This window comes from Phocaeicola coprophilus DSM 18228 = JCM 13818, assembly GCF_000157915.1.
Lineage (GTDB): Bacteria > Bacteroidota > Bacteroidia > Bacteroidales > Bacteroidaceae > Phocaeicola > Phocaeicola coprophilus.
Genome location: NZ_EQ973648.1, coordinates 1 through 22135, shown reverse-complemented (window position 1 = coordinate 22135; position 22135 = coordinate 1). Strand labels below are relative to the sequence as shown.

General features: G+C 46.0%; 14 protein-coding genes and 1 tRNA gene. 5 read left to right on the top strand and 10 right to left on the bottom strand.

What is annotated here, in order from left to right:
- Nucleotides 1-46: 46 nt before the first annotated feature.
- The 10 genes from BACCOPRO_RS14230 to BACCOPRO_RS14185 form a co-directional block, all read right to left on the bottom strand.
- A complete protein-coding gene (locus BACCOPRO_RS14230; protein WP_040311564.1) occupies nt 47-1225 on the bottom strand; it encodes a TolC family protein in 1179 nt (392 codons plus the stop codon).
- 42 nt (nt 1226-1267) lie between these two features.
- Entirely contained in the window at nt 1268-4363 is a 3096-nt protein-coding gene (locus BACCOPRO_RS14225) for an efflux RND transporter permease subunit (RefSeq protein WP_008144675.1), read from the bottom strand.
- Between the two features lie 11 nt (nt 4364-4374).
- Nucleotides 4375-5559 carry an efflux RND transporter periplasmic adaptor subunit gene (locus BACCOPRO_RS14220; protein ID WP_008144674.1) on the bottom strand — a complete coding sequence of 395 codons (1185 nt, stop codon included), beginning with the start codon at nt 5557-5559 and terminating at the stop codon, nt 4375-4377.
- 135 nt (nt 5560-5694) lie between these two features.
- Entirely contained in the window at nt 5695-6114 is a 420-nt protein-coding gene (locus tag BACCOPRO_RS14215) for a DUF6769 family protein (protein ID WP_008144673.1), read from the bottom strand.
- Nucleotides 6115-6206: 92 nt separating this feature from the next.
- The gene (locus BACCOPRO_RS14210; protein WP_008144672.1) at nt 6207-6968 is read right to left on the bottom strand and encodes a LytR/AlgR family response regulator transcription factor; all 762 of its coding nucleotides are present in this window, start codon (nt 6966-6968) and stop codon (nt 6207-6209) included.
- A complete protein-coding gene (locus BACCOPRO_RS14205) occupies nt 6965-7993 on the bottom strand; it encodes a sensor histidine kinase (protein ID WP_258460931.1) in 1029 nt (342 codons plus the stop codon). The genes BACCOPRO_RS14210 and BACCOPRO_RS14205 overlap by 4 nt, the downstream gene beginning before the upstream one ends.
- A 21-nt stretch (nt 7994-8014) precedes the next feature.
- Nucleotides 8015-8914: an efflux RND transporter periplasmic adaptor subunit gene (locus BACCOPRO_RS14200; protein WP_040311562.1), complete on the bottom strand. Its 900-nt coding sequence runs from the start codon at nt 8912-8914 to the stop codon at nt 8015-8017.
- A gap of 10 nt (nt 8915-8924) precedes the next feature.
- Complete coding sequence (locus BACCOPRO_RS14195) at nt 8925-13259, bottom strand: CusA/CzcA family heavy metal efflux RND transporter (RefSeq protein WP_008144669.1); 4335 nt, start codon at nt 13257-13259, stop codon at nt 8925-8927.
- Between the two features lie 238 nt (nt 13260-13497).
- Nucleotides 13498-14127, bottom strand: coding sequence for a BamJ family beta-barrel-assembly machinery protein (gene bamJ, locus BACCOPRO_RS14190; RefSeq protein WP_008144668.1), 630 nt, complete (start codon nt 14125-14127; stop codon nt 13498-13500).
- A gap of 18 nt (nt 14128-14145) precedes the next feature.
- A complete protein-coding gene (locus BACCOPRO_RS14185; protein WP_008144664.1) occupies nt 14146-15690 on the bottom strand; it encodes a glycine--tRNA ligase in 1545 nt (514 codons plus the stop codon).
- Between the two features lie 271 nt (nt 15691-15961).
- Here BACCOPRO_RS14185 and BACCOPRO_RS14180 point away from each other — a divergent pair, with 271 nt between their 5' ends.
- From BACCOPRO_RS14180 to BACCOPRO_RS14160, 5 genes are all read left to right on the top strand, one after another.
- Nucleotides 15962-17323, top strand: a complete 1362-nt coding sequence (locus BACCOPRO_RS14180) for an MATE family efflux transporter (protein WP_008144662.1) — start codon at nt 15962-15964, stop codon at nt 17321-17323.
- Between the two features lie 75 nt (nt 17324-17398).
- On the top strand, nt 17399-20032 hold the full coding sequence (locus tag BACCOPRO_RS14175) for a DNA gyrase/topoisomerase IV subunit A (protein WP_008144659.1): 2634 nt from the start codon (nt 17399-17401) through the stop codon (nt 20030-20032).
- Between the two features lie 4 nt (nt 20033-20036).
- A complete protein-coding gene (locus BACCOPRO_RS14170) occupies nt 20037-20882 on the top strand; it encodes a DUF3316 domain-containing protein (RefSeq protein WP_008144657.1) in 846 nt (281 codons plus the stop codon).
- 2 nt (nt 20883-20884) lie between these two features.
- Nucleotides 20885-21910: a S41 family peptidase gene (locus BACCOPRO_RS14165; RefSeq protein ID WP_008144655.1), complete on the top strand. Its 1026-nt coding sequence runs from the start codon at nt 20885-20887 to the stop codon at nt 21908-21910.
- A gap of 65 nt (nt 21911-21975) precedes the next feature.
- Nucleotides 21976-22056, top strand: a tRNA-Leu gene (locus BACCOPRO_RS14160).
- The last annotated feature ends 79 nt before the right edge of the window (nt 22057-22135 follow it).

Below are 22135 nucleotides of genomic sequence, written 5' to 3'. Positions count from 1 at the left end.
AACCGGATGATCCGGAAGTTCCTGACAGACCGCTGCCGGTTGTTGTTTACAGGCGGTTCTTGTAGATTTCCGCCATCAGTTTCTGATACTGGTTTTCCAGTTTGTTATAAGCCTGAAGGTTCTGATATACATTCTCGGCTTCCACATAAAATTCGATAATGGAAAGCTGTCCGGCTTCCACTGCATCCCGAAGCATGCGGAGAGTCTGATGCATCAGACGGATGTCATAGGCCTGCATAGCCTCATGCAGTTGGGTCATCTCGTTGAATTTTCCCTGTACCTGGGCTTCCACCTGCAGGCGGGTATTATCCAGCTGCATCCGGGCACTGCTGGCCTGGGCGCGCGCAATTTTCAGTTTCTTGCGGTTCGAGAACAGAGGAAGGCTTCCTCCGATCAGGAAACCGTTGCTTTTCTCGCCCATAGACGTATTGCGACGGTAACCGACTTCGATGCTGGGAAGCCAGTTCTGTTTGTTGACACTCACTTCTTTTTCGGCCGCACGCACCTGGGCATCGGCTGTCTGCAAAGCAACATCCGAGGCGATCACCTCGTCATACAGCGTATTATAGTCTGCAACAGGAGGCACATTCGGATAGGAAGTTTCGTCAAACTCCAGAGGCTGGTTCCCGTTCATGGCCAGCAACTGCTGCAAAGCAGTCCGGTGGGCAGCCGCGTTCTGTGCGGCTTCGGTCTGCACATTCATGCGCTCCATCTTGATCTTGTTGACTTCAAGCGCACTGGCATCGCCCTCACTCAGCCGCTTCTCAAAAAGTACCAGCAGCTCGTCAGCATTCTTCCGGCGTTCCTCCAGCAAAAGGCGTTCCTGATTCAGTCCGATCAGATCCAGACAGAGATTCTTGGCCCGCAGCAGGACATCCTGCCGCAAAAGCCGGTGCTGGCGGTCAATGACTTCCTGCTGCAACTTGCCCGAACTGCGGCGTGCCACATAACGGGTCGGGAACTCAAATCCCTGCTTGACCACCAGTTCGGAACTGGCCATTCCGGTCACACCGTCGGCATAGAACGGGCTGTATTCCACACTCGGATCTTCCAGGTTGTTCTGCGTCTGCACTTCCATTTTACCGGCCTCGGCCGCATATTGTCCGGCCTGCAGTTCCTTGTTGTTCTGTTCCACGGAACGAAGCACCGCTTCGATCGTCTGGGCATGCAGGGGCGCTCCCGTCAGAACGCCTCCCAATGCCAGTATCCAATATATTTTCTTGATGTTCATAATTTAGCAATTTAAACAAGATTGACTGATATCCGGTCAGTTACCGGCCTTCCGGCGGTTCATCAATTCATAGACAATAGGAATGATGAAGGCGTTCAGGAACGTAGATGTCAGCAGACCTCCCAGAATAACCTTGGCCATCGGGCTTTGGATTTCGTTACCGGGCAGTCCTCCGCGCAAGGCCAGAGGGATCAGGGCAAGTGCCGACGACAAGGCGGTCATCAGAATCGGATTCAGACGATCCAAAGAGCCATGGACAATGCTTTCACGCAGTCCCATTCCCTGTTCTTCGCGCAAGGTATTATAGTGACTGATCAGCAACATTCCGTTACGGGTAGCAATACCGAAGAGTGAAATAAAGCCGATGATGGCCGGAATACTCATTTCTCCGGTCGTCAGCATCAGGGCAAACACACCTCCGATCAGGGCCAGCGGAAGATTCAGCAGAATCACTCCGCTCTGGGCTGCATTGTGGAACTGCATGTAAAGCAGCAGGAAGATCACGACAATACTCATCAGAGAAGTCAGCAGCAAGGTACGGCTGGCTGCCTGTTCGCTTTCAAACTGTCCGCCATATTCAATGTGATATCCTTCGGGCAACTGGATTTTTTCGTTGACACGTTCCTGAATATCGTTCACCACGCTGCGCAGGTCACGTCCGCTGGTGTTGGCAGAGATCACGATCTTACGCTTCACATTCTCACGGTTGATCGTATTGGGTCCCATGGCCGAAACGACATCTGCCACGTACGAGAGCGGAATCTTGCGGCCCTGTCCGTCATCGATCATCAGGTCCTTGATACGCTCCATCGAACCGCGGTTATCTTCATCTGCACGTACCACCAGGTTGAAGGCCTTGCCCTGTTCATAGACCTGCGATACGACTTCTCCCGCCATGTTTACCGTTACAAATTCATTGAAACGGGGCAGAGAAATGCCATACTTGGCCAGCATCTCCCGACGGGGAATGATTTTCAGTTCCGGGCGTTCGATCTGCTGCTCCACATTCAGGTCGGCCACACCTTCCACATCCGAAACTGCATCCTTGATCTGATTACCGATCGTAAACATGCGGTTCAGATCGTCACCGAACAGCTTGATCGCAATGCTGGCCTGCGTACCGCTCAACATCGCATCAATACGGTGACTGATCGGTTGTCCGATCTCAATGTTGGCACCCGTAATCACAGACAGCTTCTGACGTACATCGGCCAGCACCTCGGCATGCGAACGGTCTTTCAGTTCAAAGGGCGCTTCGATCTCGGAAACGTTGACTCCCAGGGCATGTTCGTCCAGTTCCGCACGACCGGTCTTACGCGCTACGGTCTGAATCTCCGGAATCGACAGCAACAGTTCCTCGGCCTGACGTCCGATCTTGTCTGACTCTTCCAGAGAAATACCCGGCATGGAGCTGACATTGATGGTGAACGATCCTTCATTGAACGGAGGAAGGAAACTGCTTCCCAGCGTACAGAAACATCCCACAGCGACAGCAAACAGTCCGACAGTCACCCCCAGCACAGCTTTCTTATGAGACAAAGCCCAGAGCAGGCCGCGTTCGTAATATTTTTTCAGCCATACGGCCAGAAAAGCCTCCTTGGGCAAGCCCTTCTTGCGCGGATCCGTTCCCAGCAGATAGCTGCACAACACCGGAGTCAGCGTCAAGGCTACAATGGTAGAAGCAAAGAGGGAAACGATAAAGGCAATACCCAGAGGGATCAGCATACGGCCTTCCATACCGCTCAGGAAGAAAAGGGGAACGAAGCTGACCACAATGATAAGGGTGGAGTTCAGAATCGGCATACGGACTTCGCGCGAAGCATTGAATACGACTTCGCGAACCGGTCTCCGTTCTCCTTCGGGCAACAGGCGGTTCTCACGCAAATGTTTCCAGACGTTTTCCACGTCAACAATGGCATCGTCCACCAGCGAACCGATAGCGATGGCCATACCTCCCAGACTCATGGTATTGATGCTGAGTCCCATGTAGTGTAATACCAGGATGGCTACCACCAGAGACAACGGCAGAGTTACCAGTGAAATAAGTGTGGTACGGGTATTTGCCAGGAAAAGGAAGAGTACGATTACCACAAAGATCGCACCTTCATACAAGGATTCCTGTACGTTGCTGATTGAACTTTCGATAAAACGTGACTGACGGAAAATGTCGGTCGAAATATGGACATCGGCAGGCAGGTTCTTCTGCAGGTCCTTCAGGGCTGCTTCCAGCTTTTCAGTCAGTTCAATGGTACCGGTATTGGGCTGTTTAGTCACCGTAATCAGAACGGCGGGCTTTCCTTTTTCGGAAGCCAGACCCAGTTTCGGCTGCTGGGCACCGATGCGTACGTCGGCTACATCACTCAGCGTGACCGGTGCTCCGCCGATATTCTTGATAACGGCGCGCCCCATCCGCTCGATGTCGGTTGTCGCCAGTACGCCGCGCACAATGTATTCATTGCCATATTCATAAATCACTCCACCGCTGGTGTTCTGGTTCATGCTCCGTGTCACGTCCATCACTTCAGCCAGCGTCACGCCATAATGCTTCATGCGTTCGGGATGAATCAGGATCTGATATTCCTTGATATCTCCTCCCAGCACGGCAACCTGTGCCACACCTCCGGTGGAAAGCAGACGCGGGCGGATCGTCCAGTCGGCCATCGTACGGAGATCGAGCATGGACGTGCTGTCTGCCGTCAGTCCGACAATCAGCAATTCTCCCAAAATGGAAGACTGGGGACCCAGTGTCGGCTTGCCTACATTGTCAGGCAGAGCGTCGTCTACAGCCGCCAGTTTCTCGGAAACAATCTGGCGGGCCAGGTAAATATCCGTATCCCAGTCGAACTCAACCCATACGACAGAGAAGCCGGTAGTCGAAGACGAACGCACCCGGCGAACACCAGTTGCACCGTTTACAGCCGTTTCAATCGGGAAAGTAACCAGTTGTTCTACTTCCTCAGCTGCCATACCATTGGCCTCGGTCATGACCACTACCGTCGGAGCATTCAGATCCGGAAAGACATCAACTTCGGTATGGAACGCCATATACGTTCCGCCGACCAGCAGCAAGATGGATGCCACCAGAACCAGCAGGCGGTTCTGAAGCGAAAAATGTATAATCTTGTTCAGCATCGTTTCAGGAATTAATGGTTATGGGTATGACCCGGAATCGCATTGGAGGCCGAAGCCAGTTTCACATGAATGGCTCCCTGAGTAACGACTTTCTCTCCGCCTTTCAGTCCGGAAAGGATTTCTACACGGTCACCATCCGTAGCACCGGTCCTGACTTCCTGTTTCTGATAGCATTCAGCATCCAGCTGAAGATAGACGAAAGTCAGTCCCTGTTCTTCTGTAAGTGCAGAAACAGGAAGACTGATCACTCCCTGACGTTCGCGTCCCAGCAACCACACTTCTACAAACGAGCCGGGAACAACATCGCCGCGATTATCGAACTCAAACGTTACCGGCACATAGAAAGAAGCCTCAGCAGAAGCCTTTCCGTAAGCCAGCAGGCGTCCCTGCAAGTCATCAAGCCGGTAAACATGATCCGAATAAGGAGTCTTGAAATTGGCAGACGACACTTGCTGCAGTGCCGGATAATAACGTTCGGAAACTTCAGCCTTCAGCTGCAGCCGTCTGGTCTTGGTTACAGTCATCAACGGCTGACCGACCGTTACATAATCGCCGGCTTTCACCAGACAGGACTTCACATATCCGCTCATCGGTGACTTGACAGCCACACCTTTTCCATTGCTGCTGGGAGAGAGAGCTTCATAGGCCAACCGTGCATTCTCATAATTCTCACGGATGACATTGAAGTCTTTTTGAGAAACAATCTGGCTTTCCACCAGTTTTCCGGCCCGCTCATATTCTTTCCGGGCAGCCTCATACGCAATACGTGCCCGCTTCAGAGGGTCTCCGTCCTGAAGAGTTTCGGAAGACAAGGTCAGCAGACTGCTTCCCTGAGCAACCTGCATACCTTCGGTGACCGGTCCGGAAAAAGAAACGACACCGGACATATTGGCTACAACCACGGCTTCTTCTCCCTGGGCAGCCATCACCTGTCCGCTCACCGGAATCACCTGACGGAAAGTACCGGGCTCCACCGTTTCAACTTTCACACCGGCAGCTTCAGCCTTTTCCGGTGTCAGTACAATTTCATTGGAAGCTCCCTTGTGAGCTTCTTCCGCCTCGTGATCATGCTCGTCATGACCGTGAGCTGCCTCAGCCTCGTGGTCATGGCCTTCTTCCGCATGGTTGTGTTCATGAGTTCCACAGGAACCCAATAAAAAAACAGCTAATACTCCTGTAATGATAGATTTTTTCATAGATTAATTTTTCATTGTTCCGGAACCGACAGCCCCGAACGACCGCCCTCCGGAAGATTTATACTGCAAAAATAAAGGATTGTCCTTGCAAGCAGGTTGCAAAGAGTTCCCGGACATTCTTTGCCGGGAAAGATGTCAGGACAGAAAACAGGGAGGTGCACGCAGTCCCGAAGACGCCACGAAATGCCGGGCGTGCAGACGCTCTATATAAGCAGAAAAGGGACAAGGCAAGTCATTTTCGAACGAAGACAAACGTTCGAGGGTAAGCACAAAAGGATAGATCAGCAGACTGTAACTGTAAGCTGGCGAAAGATCCGTTCCGTGACTGTCAGGAGCGGAAAAAGCAAAGTGAGTCACGCATGAAGAAGTGCATGCATGATTGTCTTCATCACCCGTATGATGCAGGTGATCCGGACATTCCACTGAAGCCGGACAAGTCTCCAGATCATGGGCTACACAGAAGTATAAATCGTGATGATGGTGCGGAAAAACTGAGGCCACCAGCATAAGTATGCTGACGACAAGCAAAAAATATGATTTCAGTTTCCGTTCCATTTATCTTCTTATCTTTGTGATAGCGGGGCAAAGATAAGATAAAAATATGAGAAAACTGACCGGAAATGAGGTAAATCCGAAAATAAGAAGACTTAAAACCAGTCCTTAAACTCCGAAACCTTCGCTTTGCTGACAATGATCTTCTCCGGAACCGGGACTTTCAGATTGATGACCAGCCGCCCGTTGAACCACAGGCTGACATCCGTAATGGCTTTCTTTGCGATCAGATACTGACGGTTTACTCTGAAGAAATCACGCGGATTAAGCAGTTCCACCAGCTCGTCCAGCGACTGCGAAAAGATATATGCATCTGCATGCCGGTCAACCGCCTTGACAATTCCGTCACTGATATAGAAAAACAGAATGTCGTTTACAGATATGGGAATCAGTTTGTCTCCTTTGGCCGGTACCAGGAAATGGGTCTTGTAACTCTCCTCTTTCTTCAATTCATGCATGACTTTCATAAAATCGAAAGGCGGGGTCTGTCCGCCCGCAGTACCGCACAAGGTCTCCAGTTTGTCCAGTGCATTCTGCAAATCATTCCGGTTGATCGGTTTCAACAGATACGCAATGCTGTTGACATGAAAAGCCCGCAAAGCATATTCATCGTAGGCAGTAGTAAAGATGATCGGACATTTCACCTCCACATGCTCAAACACTTCAAAAGCCGAACCGTCTGCCAGATGAATATCCATAAACACAAGTTCCGGCATCGGATGGGTCTGAAACCATTCGATGGTATCCACAATGCTGTCTGTCTCCCCGATAATTTCCAGCCCGGCAGAAACTTCGTTAATAACGGCCTTCAGATTACGCAAGGCAGCCTTTTCGTCTTCTATAATCAATGTTTTCATATCAGCGGTAGTCTAACAATGAAACAACTGTTTTCCTCTTTCACCACAATTTCCTGTTTAAACAGCAGCCGGTAACGCTTGGCCAGATTGTCCAGCCCGATCCGGGTTCCCGTATTTCCCGTCAGTTTGGACTGAATCCGGTTCTCTACCGTAATCCAGTCTCCGGAAGTTGAAATGGCAACCGTCAGCGGATGACGCCGGCTGATTTCATTGTGCTTGACGGCATTCTCCACAAGCATCTGTACGGCCATGGGAGGAAGTTTCTTCTGCAATGCATCAGAGGAAATACGAATGTCAAAATTCAAATTCTCTTCATAACGCATCTTCAGCAGATACAAATAAGCATGTACAAAGTCCATTTCCTCAGCCAGAGTAACGGAATGGGAATCATTATCCTGCAAGGTATAGCGCAGAACCCGGGAGAGTTCCTGCAAATAATCCTGCGCCTTGTCTGAAGATTCCCGGATCAGCGTGGACAGCGTATTCAGCGAATTGAACAGCATGTGCGGATTCAGCTGGTTCTTCAAAGTCTCATACTGATTGGCAATGTTCTCGGTCCGTAATTGCTGATTCTCCAGCAGTACCATGTTGCTTTTCCGGTTCTGATACATTAAATAGCAGCTTCCGGTCACCACAACAGAAATGAGAAAGTCTCTCAACGGATGCAGATAATGATGCAACAGGGCATCAATGGCCGGAATATCAAAATGCTGATGAAGAGCCACGAAGCCTTTTCCCAGCAGGTTGCTGGCAATCCAGGTGACCAGAAAGGACAACAACAGTTTTTTCCATCCCATATTCACCTGAGTGTCACCGAAGCGGAACAAACGTTCATTCAGGAAAAACAGCAACAGCAGGGAAAGATAGGTGAAAAACACTTCATTGAAAACATCCGTCCAATGCATGCCCGGAAAGATCACCTCATCGGGCATCATATCCGACAAAGCAATCATTTCCGGCAAATGAATCAGGAATGCCACCATGACAGAGATGGCATTCACGATCAATATAGATTTATTAGGCATGAAAAGTTTCATGAAACAAAATTACTCACTTTTTTCGGATTTTCGGGCCGACACATACATTCCCGGGCGGAAATTACCGTCCGGATGATTGATCGTCGCATAAATCTTGATAGAACGGTTCGTATTGTCCACCATCTGGTCGATGGAAAGCAAAGTGGCCTTGAAAGTAGTTCCTCCCATTCCATTTACATGAAAATCAAATGTATCTCCCACTTTCAGTTTGTCCAGATCTTTCTCATAGGCAGTCAGCTGAAGCATCAGAGCACTTTTGTCTATCACGTCACAGATCGGCTCACCGACATTGAAGTATTTGCCGACATTCACCTGCATGTTGGTAACATAACCACTGACCGGAGCCTTAATCTCCAGATAGGTATGCATACCCTCTTTCTGCAAGCCGGAAGGAGATATCCCTAAAATTTCCAACTGGGAGACACTGGCATCCAGACGTGCTTTCATGGAAAGATATTCAGCCTTGCTCTGCTGAAGTTTCTTCTGTGAGGCAGCTTCATGGGAAGTCAGATTCTGCTGACGGGCATACTCCTTTTCAAGGTATTCCACCTGAGCCGAAGCATCCAGATACTCCTGCTGAAGACGGATAAAATCGGGATTTTTCAATGTGGCGATAACCTCTCCCTTCTTCACATACTCTCCGGGAAACAAATGAATATCCTGAATCGTTCCGTCCATCATCAGTGTAACCGTTGCATGCTTTTCCGGCGGAAGCATAATCACTCCGTTGAAAGACGGGGCATTGGCCACGGCAGTAGCCGACGTCACGGCATCTACGGAATCTGATTCCATGTCCAATGTATCTGTACGTTCCTGCGTTGTTTCTTCTTTTACATCTGCCGTATCTGAACTTTTTCCACACGACACGGCTACAAACAACAATGCTAATGCGATCCAAATCTGTTTCATATCTTTTCGTTTATTCTGTATATAATTCCATTTCCAACAACGAGACATTGTAGTTATAAACATTCTCGATATATCCTTTACGAATCTCTCTCACTGTATTCAGGCTCTGCACCAGTTCCGAAATACCGATCTCACTTTCACGGAACTTCAGCATCGAACTTTCCTGCAAGGCATCTGCCTCGCGAAGGGCGGCTTCCGAATAATAATCCAGACTCTTGCGCTGCTGGCTGATACGTCCCTGCAGGTCTGCGACCTTATTCTGCAACTGAGTCCGGTTCTGATCGGCCTCATAGCTGGCAATCTGCCAGTCTATTTTTGCCTGCTTGCTCCGGCTCTGCTGAGGGAAAAACAGCAGCGGGAAAGAAATACCGACCATCCAGGAATCCAGTTTCCGAAGCGGAAATATCTTTTGCTGTGCATATCCTACCGAGAACTCCGGAAAGAACTTACTGCGCTCGATGCGCAACAGATCCTTCTTTTCCTTGACCTGCATGGAAAAGTAACTCAAATGATCTTGTGAAAGTTCCCGGGCAGAACGTTCATCGAAAGGAAGAACGGACAATGAAGTATCCTGAGGTACAATGGCTGAATCGGCATAACAGGCCCAGGCAAACCGGCGGGCGGCCAGCCGGACTTCATCCTTTGCCTGCAACCACCGGGTATGCAGGTCGGAAGCCATTGTCGTTATCATATTCCGTTCAGACAAATCGATGTCACCCTGCTGGTAACGCAATTCTCCACTGGAACGCAAAGTTCCTGCCAGACTCTCCTGTTCATTGTACAGCTGATACAAATTGTAGGCATACTGATAATAAGCCCAGGCACGCTTTACTTCGGCCACGATTTCTTTCTTGACCATGTTCCGGTAGGCTTCTCCTTTTTCCACCTGCGTATTGACCAGTGCATTCTTATAAAAAGGAGTCAGCAATGATCCCAAAGACTGTTCCACAGACAACTCGTGGTCGTTACGGAATTCTCCGTTCAACTGTCCCCAGGAATAACTGAACGAAGTACTTCCTCCGTCCCAGATTTCTCCTCGTGTTGCCCGTGCCCGACTGATTTCTGCCGTGGCCATCTTCAAACGCGGATGGTTCTCCAGCGCAATGTGAATGGCCTCATCCAGTGAAACAGGTTTGCCTCCGTCTGCCGCAAAGGATGATAAGGAACAACCCAGCAACAGAACCAGCATCAGTCCGCTTTTACGAACCGGAAGACGACGTTTCCGCATCCACAAACGGGAAATTTCATTGACCAGCCGATAGAATACGGGAATCACAATCAATGTCAGGATGGTAGAGACAATCAGACCTCCAATAACCACCGTAGCCAGCGGCCGCTGTACTTCTGCTCCGGCTGATGTGGCAACAGCCATCGGAACAAAACCTAAAGAAGCAACCAGTCCTGTCAAAAAGACCGGACGCAACAGGTGATGACACCCTTTCCGAATAATCCGATTTGTACACATAGTGTATTCTTTCTCCTTCCGCAAATCATTAAAATGGTTAATCATCAATATACCATTCAGAACCGCAACACCAAACAAGGCGATGAATCCGACACCTGCCGAGATGCTGAACGGCAACCCGCGTACCCACAAGGCCAGAATACCTCCGATCAGAGACAGCGGAACCGTAGAGAAGACCACAAGGGAATAGATTACGCTTCTGAATGCAAAGAAAAGAAGCAACAAAATCAATACCAAAGCAATCGGGATGACCAGTGTCAGTGTACGAATGGCATTCTGGAGATTCTCAAACTGGCCACCATACTCAAAATAGTATCCCGGCTTCAGCTTGACATTCTTGTCCAAAGACTCACGAATGGCAGAAACCACTTGCTGGATATCGGCATCACGCACGTTCACTCCAATTACAATACGGCGCTTCGTGGCATCACGATTAATCTGCAACGGGCCATTCACCAGATCTATACTTGCCACCTCACTCACCGGAATCTGAATACCTTCTACGGTACGGACAAACAGTTTATCCAGATTCAGATCACGCACTTTTTCCTGATCCAGGCGAACTACCAGATCAAAACGCCGCTCATTTTCAAAAACAACTCCGGCAGTCTCTCCTGCATAGGCTGTACGGATAATGGTATTCAGTTCCTCAATATCAATTCCATACCGCGCAATTTTGCTCCGGTCATAATGAATCAGCAACTGAGGTAATCCCATAGCCTGTTCAACCAATACATCGGATGCACCGGGAATCTGTTCTACATATTCAGCAGCCTCTTTGGCCTTACTATACAATTCGTCCATATCTTCTCCGTAAAGCTTAATGGCAATATCGGCCTTGGCTCCGGTCATCAGTTCATTGAAACGCAGCTGGATAGGCTGACTGAAATTAAACTCTGCTCCTTTGACGGACTCAAGTGAATTCTTCATCTTTTCGACCATCTCAGCACGGCTTGAAGCTGAAGTCCACTCACTGAACGGTTTCATGACAATCATTACATCGGCATCTTCAACGGCCATCGGGTCAGTCGGAACCTCAGCCGTACCGATCTTGGCTACAACATGCTTGATTTCCGGGAAATCTTCTTTCAGGCGTTTCTCAGCCTGCAAGGATATTTCAATACTCTTGCTCAAGGAACTTCCGGCCGGAAGAGTCATCTGCATGGCAAAATCACCTTCATCCAATGTCGGAATAAACTCCGCTCCCAACCGGGTAAACAGGAACAAAGAAAAGATCAACAAGGCAAATGCAGAAACAATTGTTCCCCAAATATGTTTCAGACAGAAATCCAAAGTCCGCCGGTATCCTCTGTTCAACCAGTCGAAGAAACGGTCGGCCAGTGTTCTCTTTACGGAAACAGTCCGCTTCAGAAATACAGAAGCCATCATGGGTACATAAGTAAGCGAAAGCAAAAGTGCACCGATGATACAAAATACCAGCGTCTTGGCCATCGGGGTAAAATACTTGCCTTCAATACCGCTCAAAGTCAGAATCGGGAAAAAGACAATCAGGATAATCAATACTGCAAAGGTTGCACTACGGACTACATTTCCGGCTCCTTTCGCCACTTCCTGATCCATTTCCTTCCGGGTCAACTTTCTGTCTGCCATCTGTCGTCCATAAATATGGGCCAGAATTCCTTCCAGAATGACGATGGAGCCATCGACCACAATACCGAAATCTATGGCACCCAAACTCATCAAGTTGGCTGAAACTCCAAAGATCCGCATCATAATGAAGGCAAACAGCATGGCCAGCGGAATGACAGAAGCTACAATCATTCCCGCACGGACATCTCCCAGGAAGACAATCAAAACCAGAAAGACAATAACTGCTCCCTCTATCAGGTTCCGGATAACTGTCGAGATATTCCGGTTAACCAATTCTGAACGATTCAAATAAGGTTCAACACTGATACCTTCCGGCAACATCTTCTGAACCTGAGCCACCCGTTTTTCCAATTCCTGAGTAACCACATTGGCATTGGCTCCTTTCAACATCATGGCAATGCCGCCGACACATTCTCCTTCGCCGTCTTTGGTCATCGCTCCGAAACGTTTCGGGGCTCCCAGACGAACCGTACCGATATCACTGATATGCACAGGAATTCCTCCCCGGTTAGTCACCACAATCCGTTCAATGTCTTTCTGATCACCGATCATACCTTCTGAACGGATATAATAAGCCTTGGAAGTCTTTTCAATATAACTTCCTCCCGTATTCTGATTGTTCCGGCTCAAGGCTGAGAATACATCTCCGATGGTAATATTCAAGGAGTACAAAGCGTCAGGATCAACTGCTACTTCATACTGCTTCAGATAACCTCCGAAACTGTTGATCTCAACAATACCGGGTATACCGGAAAGCTGTCGTTTCACAATCCAGTCCTGAATTGTACGCAGTTCCATCGCATCGTATTTCTTTTCATAGCCCGGGGCTACTTTCAGCACATACTGATAAATCTCACCCAAGCCGGTCGTAATAGGCATCAGCTCCGGAGTCCCCAGTTCTGCAGGAATCTCTCCTGATACGGTTTGTATCTGCTCATTAATCAACTGCCTGGCATCCAACACCGAGACATCTTCCTTGAAAACAACGGTTACCAGTGAAAGTCCGAAACGGGAAACCGAACGGATTTCCTCCACATTCATAATATTGCTCATGGCAATCTCAATGGGGAACGTGATTAACCGCTCCACTTCCTGAGGAGCCAATGTCGGCGATACGGTAACAATCTGTACCTGATTATTCGTAATGTCCGGCACAGCATCAATCGGTAAGGTCAACATGGAATAAATACCTCCCGCCAATAAAAGAAGTGTTGTCAACACCACAAACATCTTCTTCCTGATAGAAAAGCTTACAATCTCCCTAAACATTTTATTTGTCTGTTAGTTAATAAAATCAATTATACACCTTACAAAATTAATCCGGACCCTGCTGAAGCTAAAGAAGAATCCGGCGAAGCAGACAAATCGGGAGGTGAACGAAAAAAAAGAGAGGATGAAGTAAAAAACTACCTCTTTACACAAAAAGCGGACCGCATGGAGAAAACTGTTCAACCATGCGATCCGCCAGACGACAAACGGTCAGATAAAGACCATCTGCCTACATATATCAGGATTCTTCATCCTCCAGGAGCGGAAGAGCACGCCCATCCGGTCCCACAGGATGAATTACTTCCTGAAATTTTATTTCAAAGATCAAAACGGATGATGCCGGAATGTCTCCATAATCAGCATTTCCATATCCCAGATCCGGATGAATATAAAGTTTGAAATGAGAACCGGCAGGAATATGCTGGAAAGCAACTTTCCAGCCTTCACGCAAGCCAGTATCATTCAAGGCAAACGTTATAGGATCATAAATCTTATCATCCAGACAAGTATCAAATACTGTACCGTCGATCAACATTCCTTCATAATTAACCGAAACAGAATCAGTGTAAAGAGGAACAGTTCCTGATCCTTTCTCTATGTACTGTACATAGACATAATCAGCGACACCCAGTTCCGGACTAACAATACCGACTCCCGGTTCTACAAAATCCAGTTTATAATTCTTATAGATTTCCCAATCACCGGTAACATTGGCATGAGCCACATCCGCAATTGAATCTATATAATGCTCGTTACGAACCTGCCAATCCGCATAAGGATCTGCAACAACCGTGTCTTTGGCACAAGATACAAATCCCAAAGAAAAGAAGAGCAGCAAGGCATTTAACCAAGTTACAAATTTATTCATAATCACAAACTTGGATTATTATTGCAAAGTTTTCAGCAAGCTGGTAATGCTTACCTTGTCTGCAATAATATTATTCAATTCAGAAATTGCCACACGTTCCTGTTTCATTGTGTCACGGTTACGCAGAGTAACACAATTATCTTCCAGTGTCTGATGGTCAATCGTAATACAGTAAGGAGTACCGATAGCATCCTGACGACGATAACGCTTACCGATTGAATCCTTTTCATCATACTGGCAATGGAAGTGGAACTTCAGATCATTCATAATCTCACGAGCCTTTTCAGGCAGACCATCTTTCTTTACCAGCGGCATAACGGCCAGTTTCACCGGAGCCAAAGCTGCAGGCAATTTCAAGACAACACGAGTTTCACCGTTTTCCAGAGTTTCTTCGCAATAAGCTGCGCTCATGATGCTAAGGAACATACGGTCAACACCGATTGAAGTTTCAATTACATACGGAGTGTATGATTCGTTGATTTCCGGATCAAAATATTTAATGCTCTTGCCTGAGAACTTTTCATGCTGGCTCAAGTCAAAATTGGTACGGCTGTGAATACCTTCAACTTCCTTGAATCCAAACGGCATCAGGAATTCGATATCGGTAGCAGCGTTCGCATAGTGAGCCAGTTTTTCATGATCATGATAACGATAGTGATCATCACCGAAGCCCAGTGCCTTATGCCATTTCAGACGAGTTTCTTTCCATTTCTTGAACCACTCCAGTTCAGTACCCGGTTTTACGAAGAACTGCATTTCCATCTGTTCAAACTCACGCATACGGAAAATAAACTGACGGGCTACAATTTCATTACGGAAAGCCTTACCGATCTGTGCAATACCGAACGGAATCTTCATACGGCCGGTCTTCTGTACATTCAGATAGTTTACAAAAATACCCTGGGCTGTTTCCGGACGAAGATAAACTTTCATTGCGCCATCAGCAGTAGATCCCATTTCTGTAGTAAACATCAGGTTGAACTGACGAACTTCAGTCCAGTTCTTTGTACCGGAGATCGGGCAAACAATTTCTTCATCCAGAATGATCTGACGGAGTTCATTCAAATCCGGTCCGGCATTCATAGCCTGTGCATAGCGTTCATGCAAAGCATCACGTTTAGCCTGATGTTCCAATACACGGGCATTGGTGCTACGGAATTCAGCTTCATTGAATGCTTCACCATACTTTTTAGCAGCCTTGGCTACTTCCTTATTGATTTTTTCATCATATTTTGCAATCTGGTCTTCAATCAAGACATCAGCACGATAACGTTTTTTAGAATCGCGGTTGTCAATCAAAGGATCATTAAACGCATCCACGTGTCCGGAAGCTTTCCAGATTGTAGGGTGCATAAATATAGCAGAATCAATGCCCACGATATTTTCGTGCAACAGCACCATGCTCTGCCACCAATATTGTTTGATATTGTTTTTCAGTTCCACACCCATTTGTCCATAATCATATACGGCTCCCAGTCCGTCATAAATTTCACTTGACGGGAAAACAAAACCATACTCTTTACAATGTGAAACCAGTTTCTTAAAAACGTCTTCTTGTGCCATTTCTCTAATTTATTTGATTTTTCTTATATATTTTCTTCACTCAGACGGCGCAAAGATACGGATTTTATAAGTAAAAAGCACGATAGGTATATTAATTTATCTTATGAATTTAAGGATGATTAGCGGTCGTTCTTACCATGAAGAGTAGATTTTTTTGTAATTTTGTCCGTTCATTTCAGGATAGGCCCTATCAGGAAAGCCTTTACGGCAAGAAAAATGTTCATTGTGACACTTTGGCCTTTCAGAAGGAATTCCCCTAAAAGTAAAATTTATGAAACAAGCCACACAGAACAAATATACCCAAATGACTACGGCCCCCATCCCCAGCCTGATCGGAAAGCTGGCCATCCCGACCATAGTCAGTATGCTGATCACTTCTTTTTATGTCATGGCAGATACCTATTTTGTTGGAAAAATCAATACTCAATCTACTGCTGCCGTAGGTATTTCATTTTCCATCATGGCCATTATCCAGGCTTTCGGTTTTTTCTTCGGACACGGTTCAGGAAATTATATTTCCCGTAAACTGGGAGCACAAGACTACAAGAGCGCTGAGAAAATGGCATCAACCGGTTTTTTCTATGCTTTTTTTGCCGGTATATTAATCATGGTATTGGGACTGATTTTTCTACGTCCGATTTGTCTGGCATTGGGTTCAACTCCCACTATTCTCCCCTATGCTGAACAATATCTGGGCATAATCCTGCTGGGAGCTCCTTTCATGGCTTCTTCGCTGGTACTTAACAATCAAATGCGATTTCAGGGAAATGCTGTATACGCCATGGTGGGAATCATTGTCGGAGCCGTCCTGAATATCGGACTCGACCCATTACTGATTTTTGTTTTCGATATGGGAATTGCCGGAGCAGCATGGGCCACATTCACCAGCCAAATCTCCAGTTTTCTCATCCTGCTCTATATGGACAGCAAAGGAGAAAATATCCGCATTCATTTCCGCAATTTCACTCCACGCCTTACCTTTTTCAAAGAAATTATTTACGGCGGAAGTCCGTCACTTTGCCGTCAGGGCCTGGCCAGTATTTCCACGATTCTGCTGAATGTTGCAGCCGGGGTCTATGGCGATGCAGCCATTGCCGGAATGTCCATTGTTACAAGAATCTGCATGTTCATCAATTCTTTTGTCATCGGATTTGGACAAGGTTTTCAACCAGTATGCGGTTTCAATTATGGTGCAGGACTATACAGACGGGTTCGGGAAGGATTCTGGTTTGCCGTCAAGACAGGAGTCATTTTTCTGACTTTTTGTGCCATTGCAGGCTACATCTATGCTCCCGAAATCGTAGCGTGGTTCCGAAAAGAAGATCCACTGGTCATCGAAATCGGAGCACGTGCCTTACGCTGGCAATTAATAACTCTTCCGCTTGGAGCCTGGGTTATTCTTTGTAACATGCTGCTGCAAACGATCCGCAAGCCGGTACGCGCCGTCTTGTTGTCTTCTGCCCGTCAGGGATTATTCTTTATTCCATTTATCCTCCTCCTTCCCTATTTCCTGGGGTTACAAGGAGTTGAAATGTGTCAGGCTGTATCCGACTTATGTTCTTTCCTGCTGGCTATTCCGTTGACTGTGCCTGTACTAAAATCGTTCCGGCAGGACGTTTCATCTGCCAGATAAAGGAAATGAAAAGATTTTTCGCCCTGCATGTCCGAAAAAAATTGTATTTTTGTCTCCATAGTTTAATTTTGATTTATGAGCGAAGATACATTTGACAAAGATACTGACAAACTCCCGGAAAAAGAGGGACACTCAGACTACAAGCCTGTTGATCAAACTGACGAAGCAGTCAAACACCAGCTTAGCGGCATGTATCAGAACTGGTTTCTGGATTATGCTTCCTATGTTATACTGGAACGTGCCGTCCCTCACATCAATGACGGTCTGAAGCCTGTACAACGACGCATTCTTCACTCCATGAAGCGTTTGGACGACGGAAGATATAATAAAGTAGCCAATATTGTTGGGCATACCATGCAATTCCATCCTCATGGCGACGCTTCCATCGGTGACGCACTCGTTCAGTTGGGTCAGAAAGAACTGCTCATAGACTGTCAGGGGAACTGGGGAAATATCTTAACAGGTGACAGCGCAGCTGCTCCACGTTACATCGAAGCACGCTTGTCGAAATTCGCACTTGATGTTGTCTTCAATCCTAAAACAACAGAATGGCAAGCCTCATACGACGGAAGAAACCGAGAACCGGTAACGCTTCCGGTTAAATTCCCATTACTCCTGGCTCAGGGAGTAGAAGGTATCGCCGTAGGTCTCTCCTCCAAAATCCTGCCACATAATTTTAATGAATTGTGTGATGCAGCCATTGCATACTTACATGGAGAGGAATTTAAGCTTTATCCCGACTTTCAGACAGGTGGCTCTATTGATGTTTCCCGCTACAATGACGGGGAGAGAGGTGGTGTAGTACGTGTCCGGGCTAAAATTTCCAAGTTAGACAACAAGACTTTATGCATCAGTGAAATTCCTTATGGAAAAACAACCTCTTCACTGATTGACTCTATACTGAAAGCCATTGAAAAAGGCAAAATCAAAATCCGCAAAGTAGACGACAATACGGCCCGCAAGGTAGAAATTCTGATTCATCTTGCTCCGGGAGTATCGTCTGACAAGACCCTGGACGCATTGTATGCCTTTACAGACTGCGAAGTGAATATTTCGCCCAACTGTTGTGTGATCGACAACAAGAAACCTCACTTCCTGACAGTCAGTGACGTACTGAGGAAATCCGTCAATAATACACGTGACTTGCTCCGGAAAGAACTGGAAATCCAGAAAAACGAAACACTGGAAACCCTGCATTTCGCTTCGCTGGAAAAGATATTCATCGAAGAGCGTATCTATAAGGACAAACAGTTTGAGCAAGCTGAAAACATGGACATCGCCTGCGAACACATTGACGAACGCCTGACTCCTTTCTACCCGCAATTCGTACGTGAAGTGACTAAGGAAGATATTCTTCGCCTGATGGAAATCAAAATGGCACGTATCCTGAAATTCAATAAGGATAAAGCAGATGAACTGATCGCCCGTCTGAAAGCAGAAATTGAGGAAATAGACAACCATCTTGCCCATCTGACAGAATATACCATCGAATGGTACCGTCATCTGAAAGACAAATACGGAAAAGATTTCCCACGCCGTACTGAAATCAGAAACTTCGATACGATTGTAGCAACCAAAGTAGTAGAAGCCAACGAAAAACTATATATCAACCGGGAAGAAGGTTTTATCGGTACCGGCCTGAAAAAAGATGAGTTCATCTGTAACTGCTCAGACATTGACGATGTCATTATTTTCTATAAAGACGGAAAGTATAAAATCGTACGCATTTCAGACAAGTTGTTTGTCGGAAAGAACATTTTGTATGTCAACATCTTCAAGAAAAATGATAAGAGAACTATCTACAATGTCATCTATCGTGACGGCAAAGAAGGCTACCACTACATCAAGCGTTTCAACGTTACATCAATGATCCGTGACCGTGAATATGACGTTACTCAAGGTAATCCGGGTTCAAAGATCGTCTATTTCAGTGCAAATCCGAACGGAGAAGCCGAAATCATCAAAGTAACGCTCCGTCCTAATCCCAGAATAAAAAAACTGATCTTTGAAAGAGACTTCAGTGAGATCAATATCAAAGGACGCCAGTCAATGGGTAATCTGCTGACTAAATTTGAAGTACACAAGATTACTCTGAAACAACGTGGAGGATCAACTCTGGGAGGAAGAAAGGTTTGGTTCGATCACGATGTGTTACGTCTGAATTATGATGGACGCGGACAATATTTAGGTGAATTCCAAAGCAGTGACTGTATCCTGGTAATTCATAAAAACGGAGACTTCTATACAACAGATTTCGATCTGAACAACCATTACGATCCGGATATACAATACATTGAGAAATTCGAAGCAGAAAAAGTATGGACAGCTGTACTTTATGATGCGGATCAACAGAACTATCCCTATCTGAAACGGTTTACCTTTGAAGCTTCATCCAAACGTCAGAATTATTTAGGAGAGAATAAACACAATCAACAGATTCTTCTCTCTCAGCAGGTTTATCCTCGCATACAAGTCATATTTGGCGGACATGACAGTTTCCGAGAAGCACAGATTATCGAGGCCAGTGACTTTGTTGGAGTCAAGAGTTTTAAGGCAAAAGGAAAACGCCTGACGACCTATTCAGTCGACCGTATTAAGGAACTCGAACCAACCCGCATGCCCGAACCAGAAATACTGGAAGAAGATAATGATTCTGTCGATACCAATGTTCCGGAAGAAGAAGAGAACGGACAAATGAAACTTTTCTAAGAACATGAAAAAAACGATAGTCTTTTTGCTCGTACTGTTCTCTGCCATGCTCGTTCAGGCACAAAAGGACAGTTTACGGGCTAACCGATATGTTATGCGTTCCATACTGTTCGGTGCCGGATATACCAATGTACTGGATACATACCTGTCACCCCTGGAATATAAAGGCTGTGAAATCAGAATTCTTAGGGAAAGCATGCGCATGACTCGCTTGATGGACGGAAATGTCTCTTCTCAGAACATTCTACAAGCATATACCTCATATACGAAGAATACCTCCGGTACATCCTATTTTTATACGGGAATGCTGAATTGGAGTTATGCTCTGCATTACCAATTCCAAATCAATGAACGACTGAAGATACTGTTCGGACCGGTACTTGACTTAAATGCAGGCTTTGTCTACAATCCACGCAATTCCAACAATCCTGCTCAGGCCAAAGCCTATGGAAATATCGGTGCCTCAGGCATGGCTATTGGGAAATTCCACATTGGGAATTATCCTCTAACAGCACGCTATCAAGTTGCACTGCCTTTAATGGGAATAATGTTCTCACCAGAATATGGACAATCATATTATGAAATTTTCTCTCTGAAACACGGAGGAAAAAATATTTTGTTTACTTCCTTGCATAACAATCCATCATTGAAACAAATGATTACATTGGATTTTCCCATCAGAAATACCATACTACGGGTTGGCTATCTCTGTGAGATCCAGCAGGCTCATGTCAACAATCTCAAAAGTCATATCTACTCTCATGACTTTATGATTGGATTTGTAAAAAACCTCTATCTCTTAAAAGGAAAAAACAAAATCAGTATGCCTAACGCTTTCACCCCCTATTAAATATGAAACTTCCGCATTTATTCACCTGTCTCTCAACCCTACTTCTAGTGTGGACCTGTACTTCCTGTATACGCGAAGAAGTATCCGGAAATAGTCCTAAAGACAATTTCGAATCCTTATGGAAAATAATAGATGAACAATATTGTTTCCTTACATATAAACAAGAGGAATATGGACTGGACTGGAACGAGATTCACAACCGATATGCTCAACGAATTACTCCAGAGATGGGATCAGAAGCACTATTTGAAGTACTTTCAGAAATGGTTAATGAACTTCGGGATGGCCATGTTAATTTAAGCAGTTCGCTCGCAACTTCTCAATACAGAGAATGGTTTGACGCATACCCTAGAAACTTTAGTGACAGTATACAAAGTAACTATTTGGGAAAAGATTATACTAACTCTTCCGGATTAACATATCAGATTCTGGAAAACAACATAGGCTACATCTATTGCTCCAGCTTCTCTAATGGTATCGGAGACGGAAATCTGGATCAAACCCTCAATCAACTGGCTGTATGTGACGGACTGATCATTGACGTCCGCAATAATGGAGGGGGAAATTTAACTACTGCACAGAAACTTGCAGCACGATTTACTAATGAAAAAGTACTTGTAGGCTATATGTCACACAAAACGGATCCTGGGCACAACGATTTTTCAACTCCAGAAGCTATATACTTAGAACCATCCAATGGCATACGCTGGCAAAAAAATGTCATAGTACTAACTAATCGGCGTTCTTTCAGTGCTACCAATGATTTTGTAAATTGTATGAAGCAACTTCCTTTAGTTACTATCATCGGAGACAAGACAGGAGGAGGATCCGGGCTTCCATTCAGTTCTGAAATCCCGAATGGATGGTCTATTCGCTTTTCTGCCAGCCCGATGTTTGACCCTCAAATGAACCAACTTGAATTCGGCATTGATCCGGATCTTAAAGTAGATATGAGTAGTGAAGATATTCAACGAGGAAAAGATACCATTATTGAAACAGCTTGCTATTTGTTAAAAAATTCACTATAAAATTTGAGTATATCAAAAATATATACTACATTTGCATCGCTTTCAAAGCTTAATTATACTTTAAAGCGCCTGTGGCGTAATTGGTAGCCGCGCCAGACTTAGGATCTGGTGTCTCTGACGTGTAGGTTCGAGTCCTATCAGGCGCACAATTTTACTTTTGAGGATTTTCCTTCGGGAAAATCCTCTTTTTTTATTTTCATAACTTTTTGAAATTCTTGCAATTAC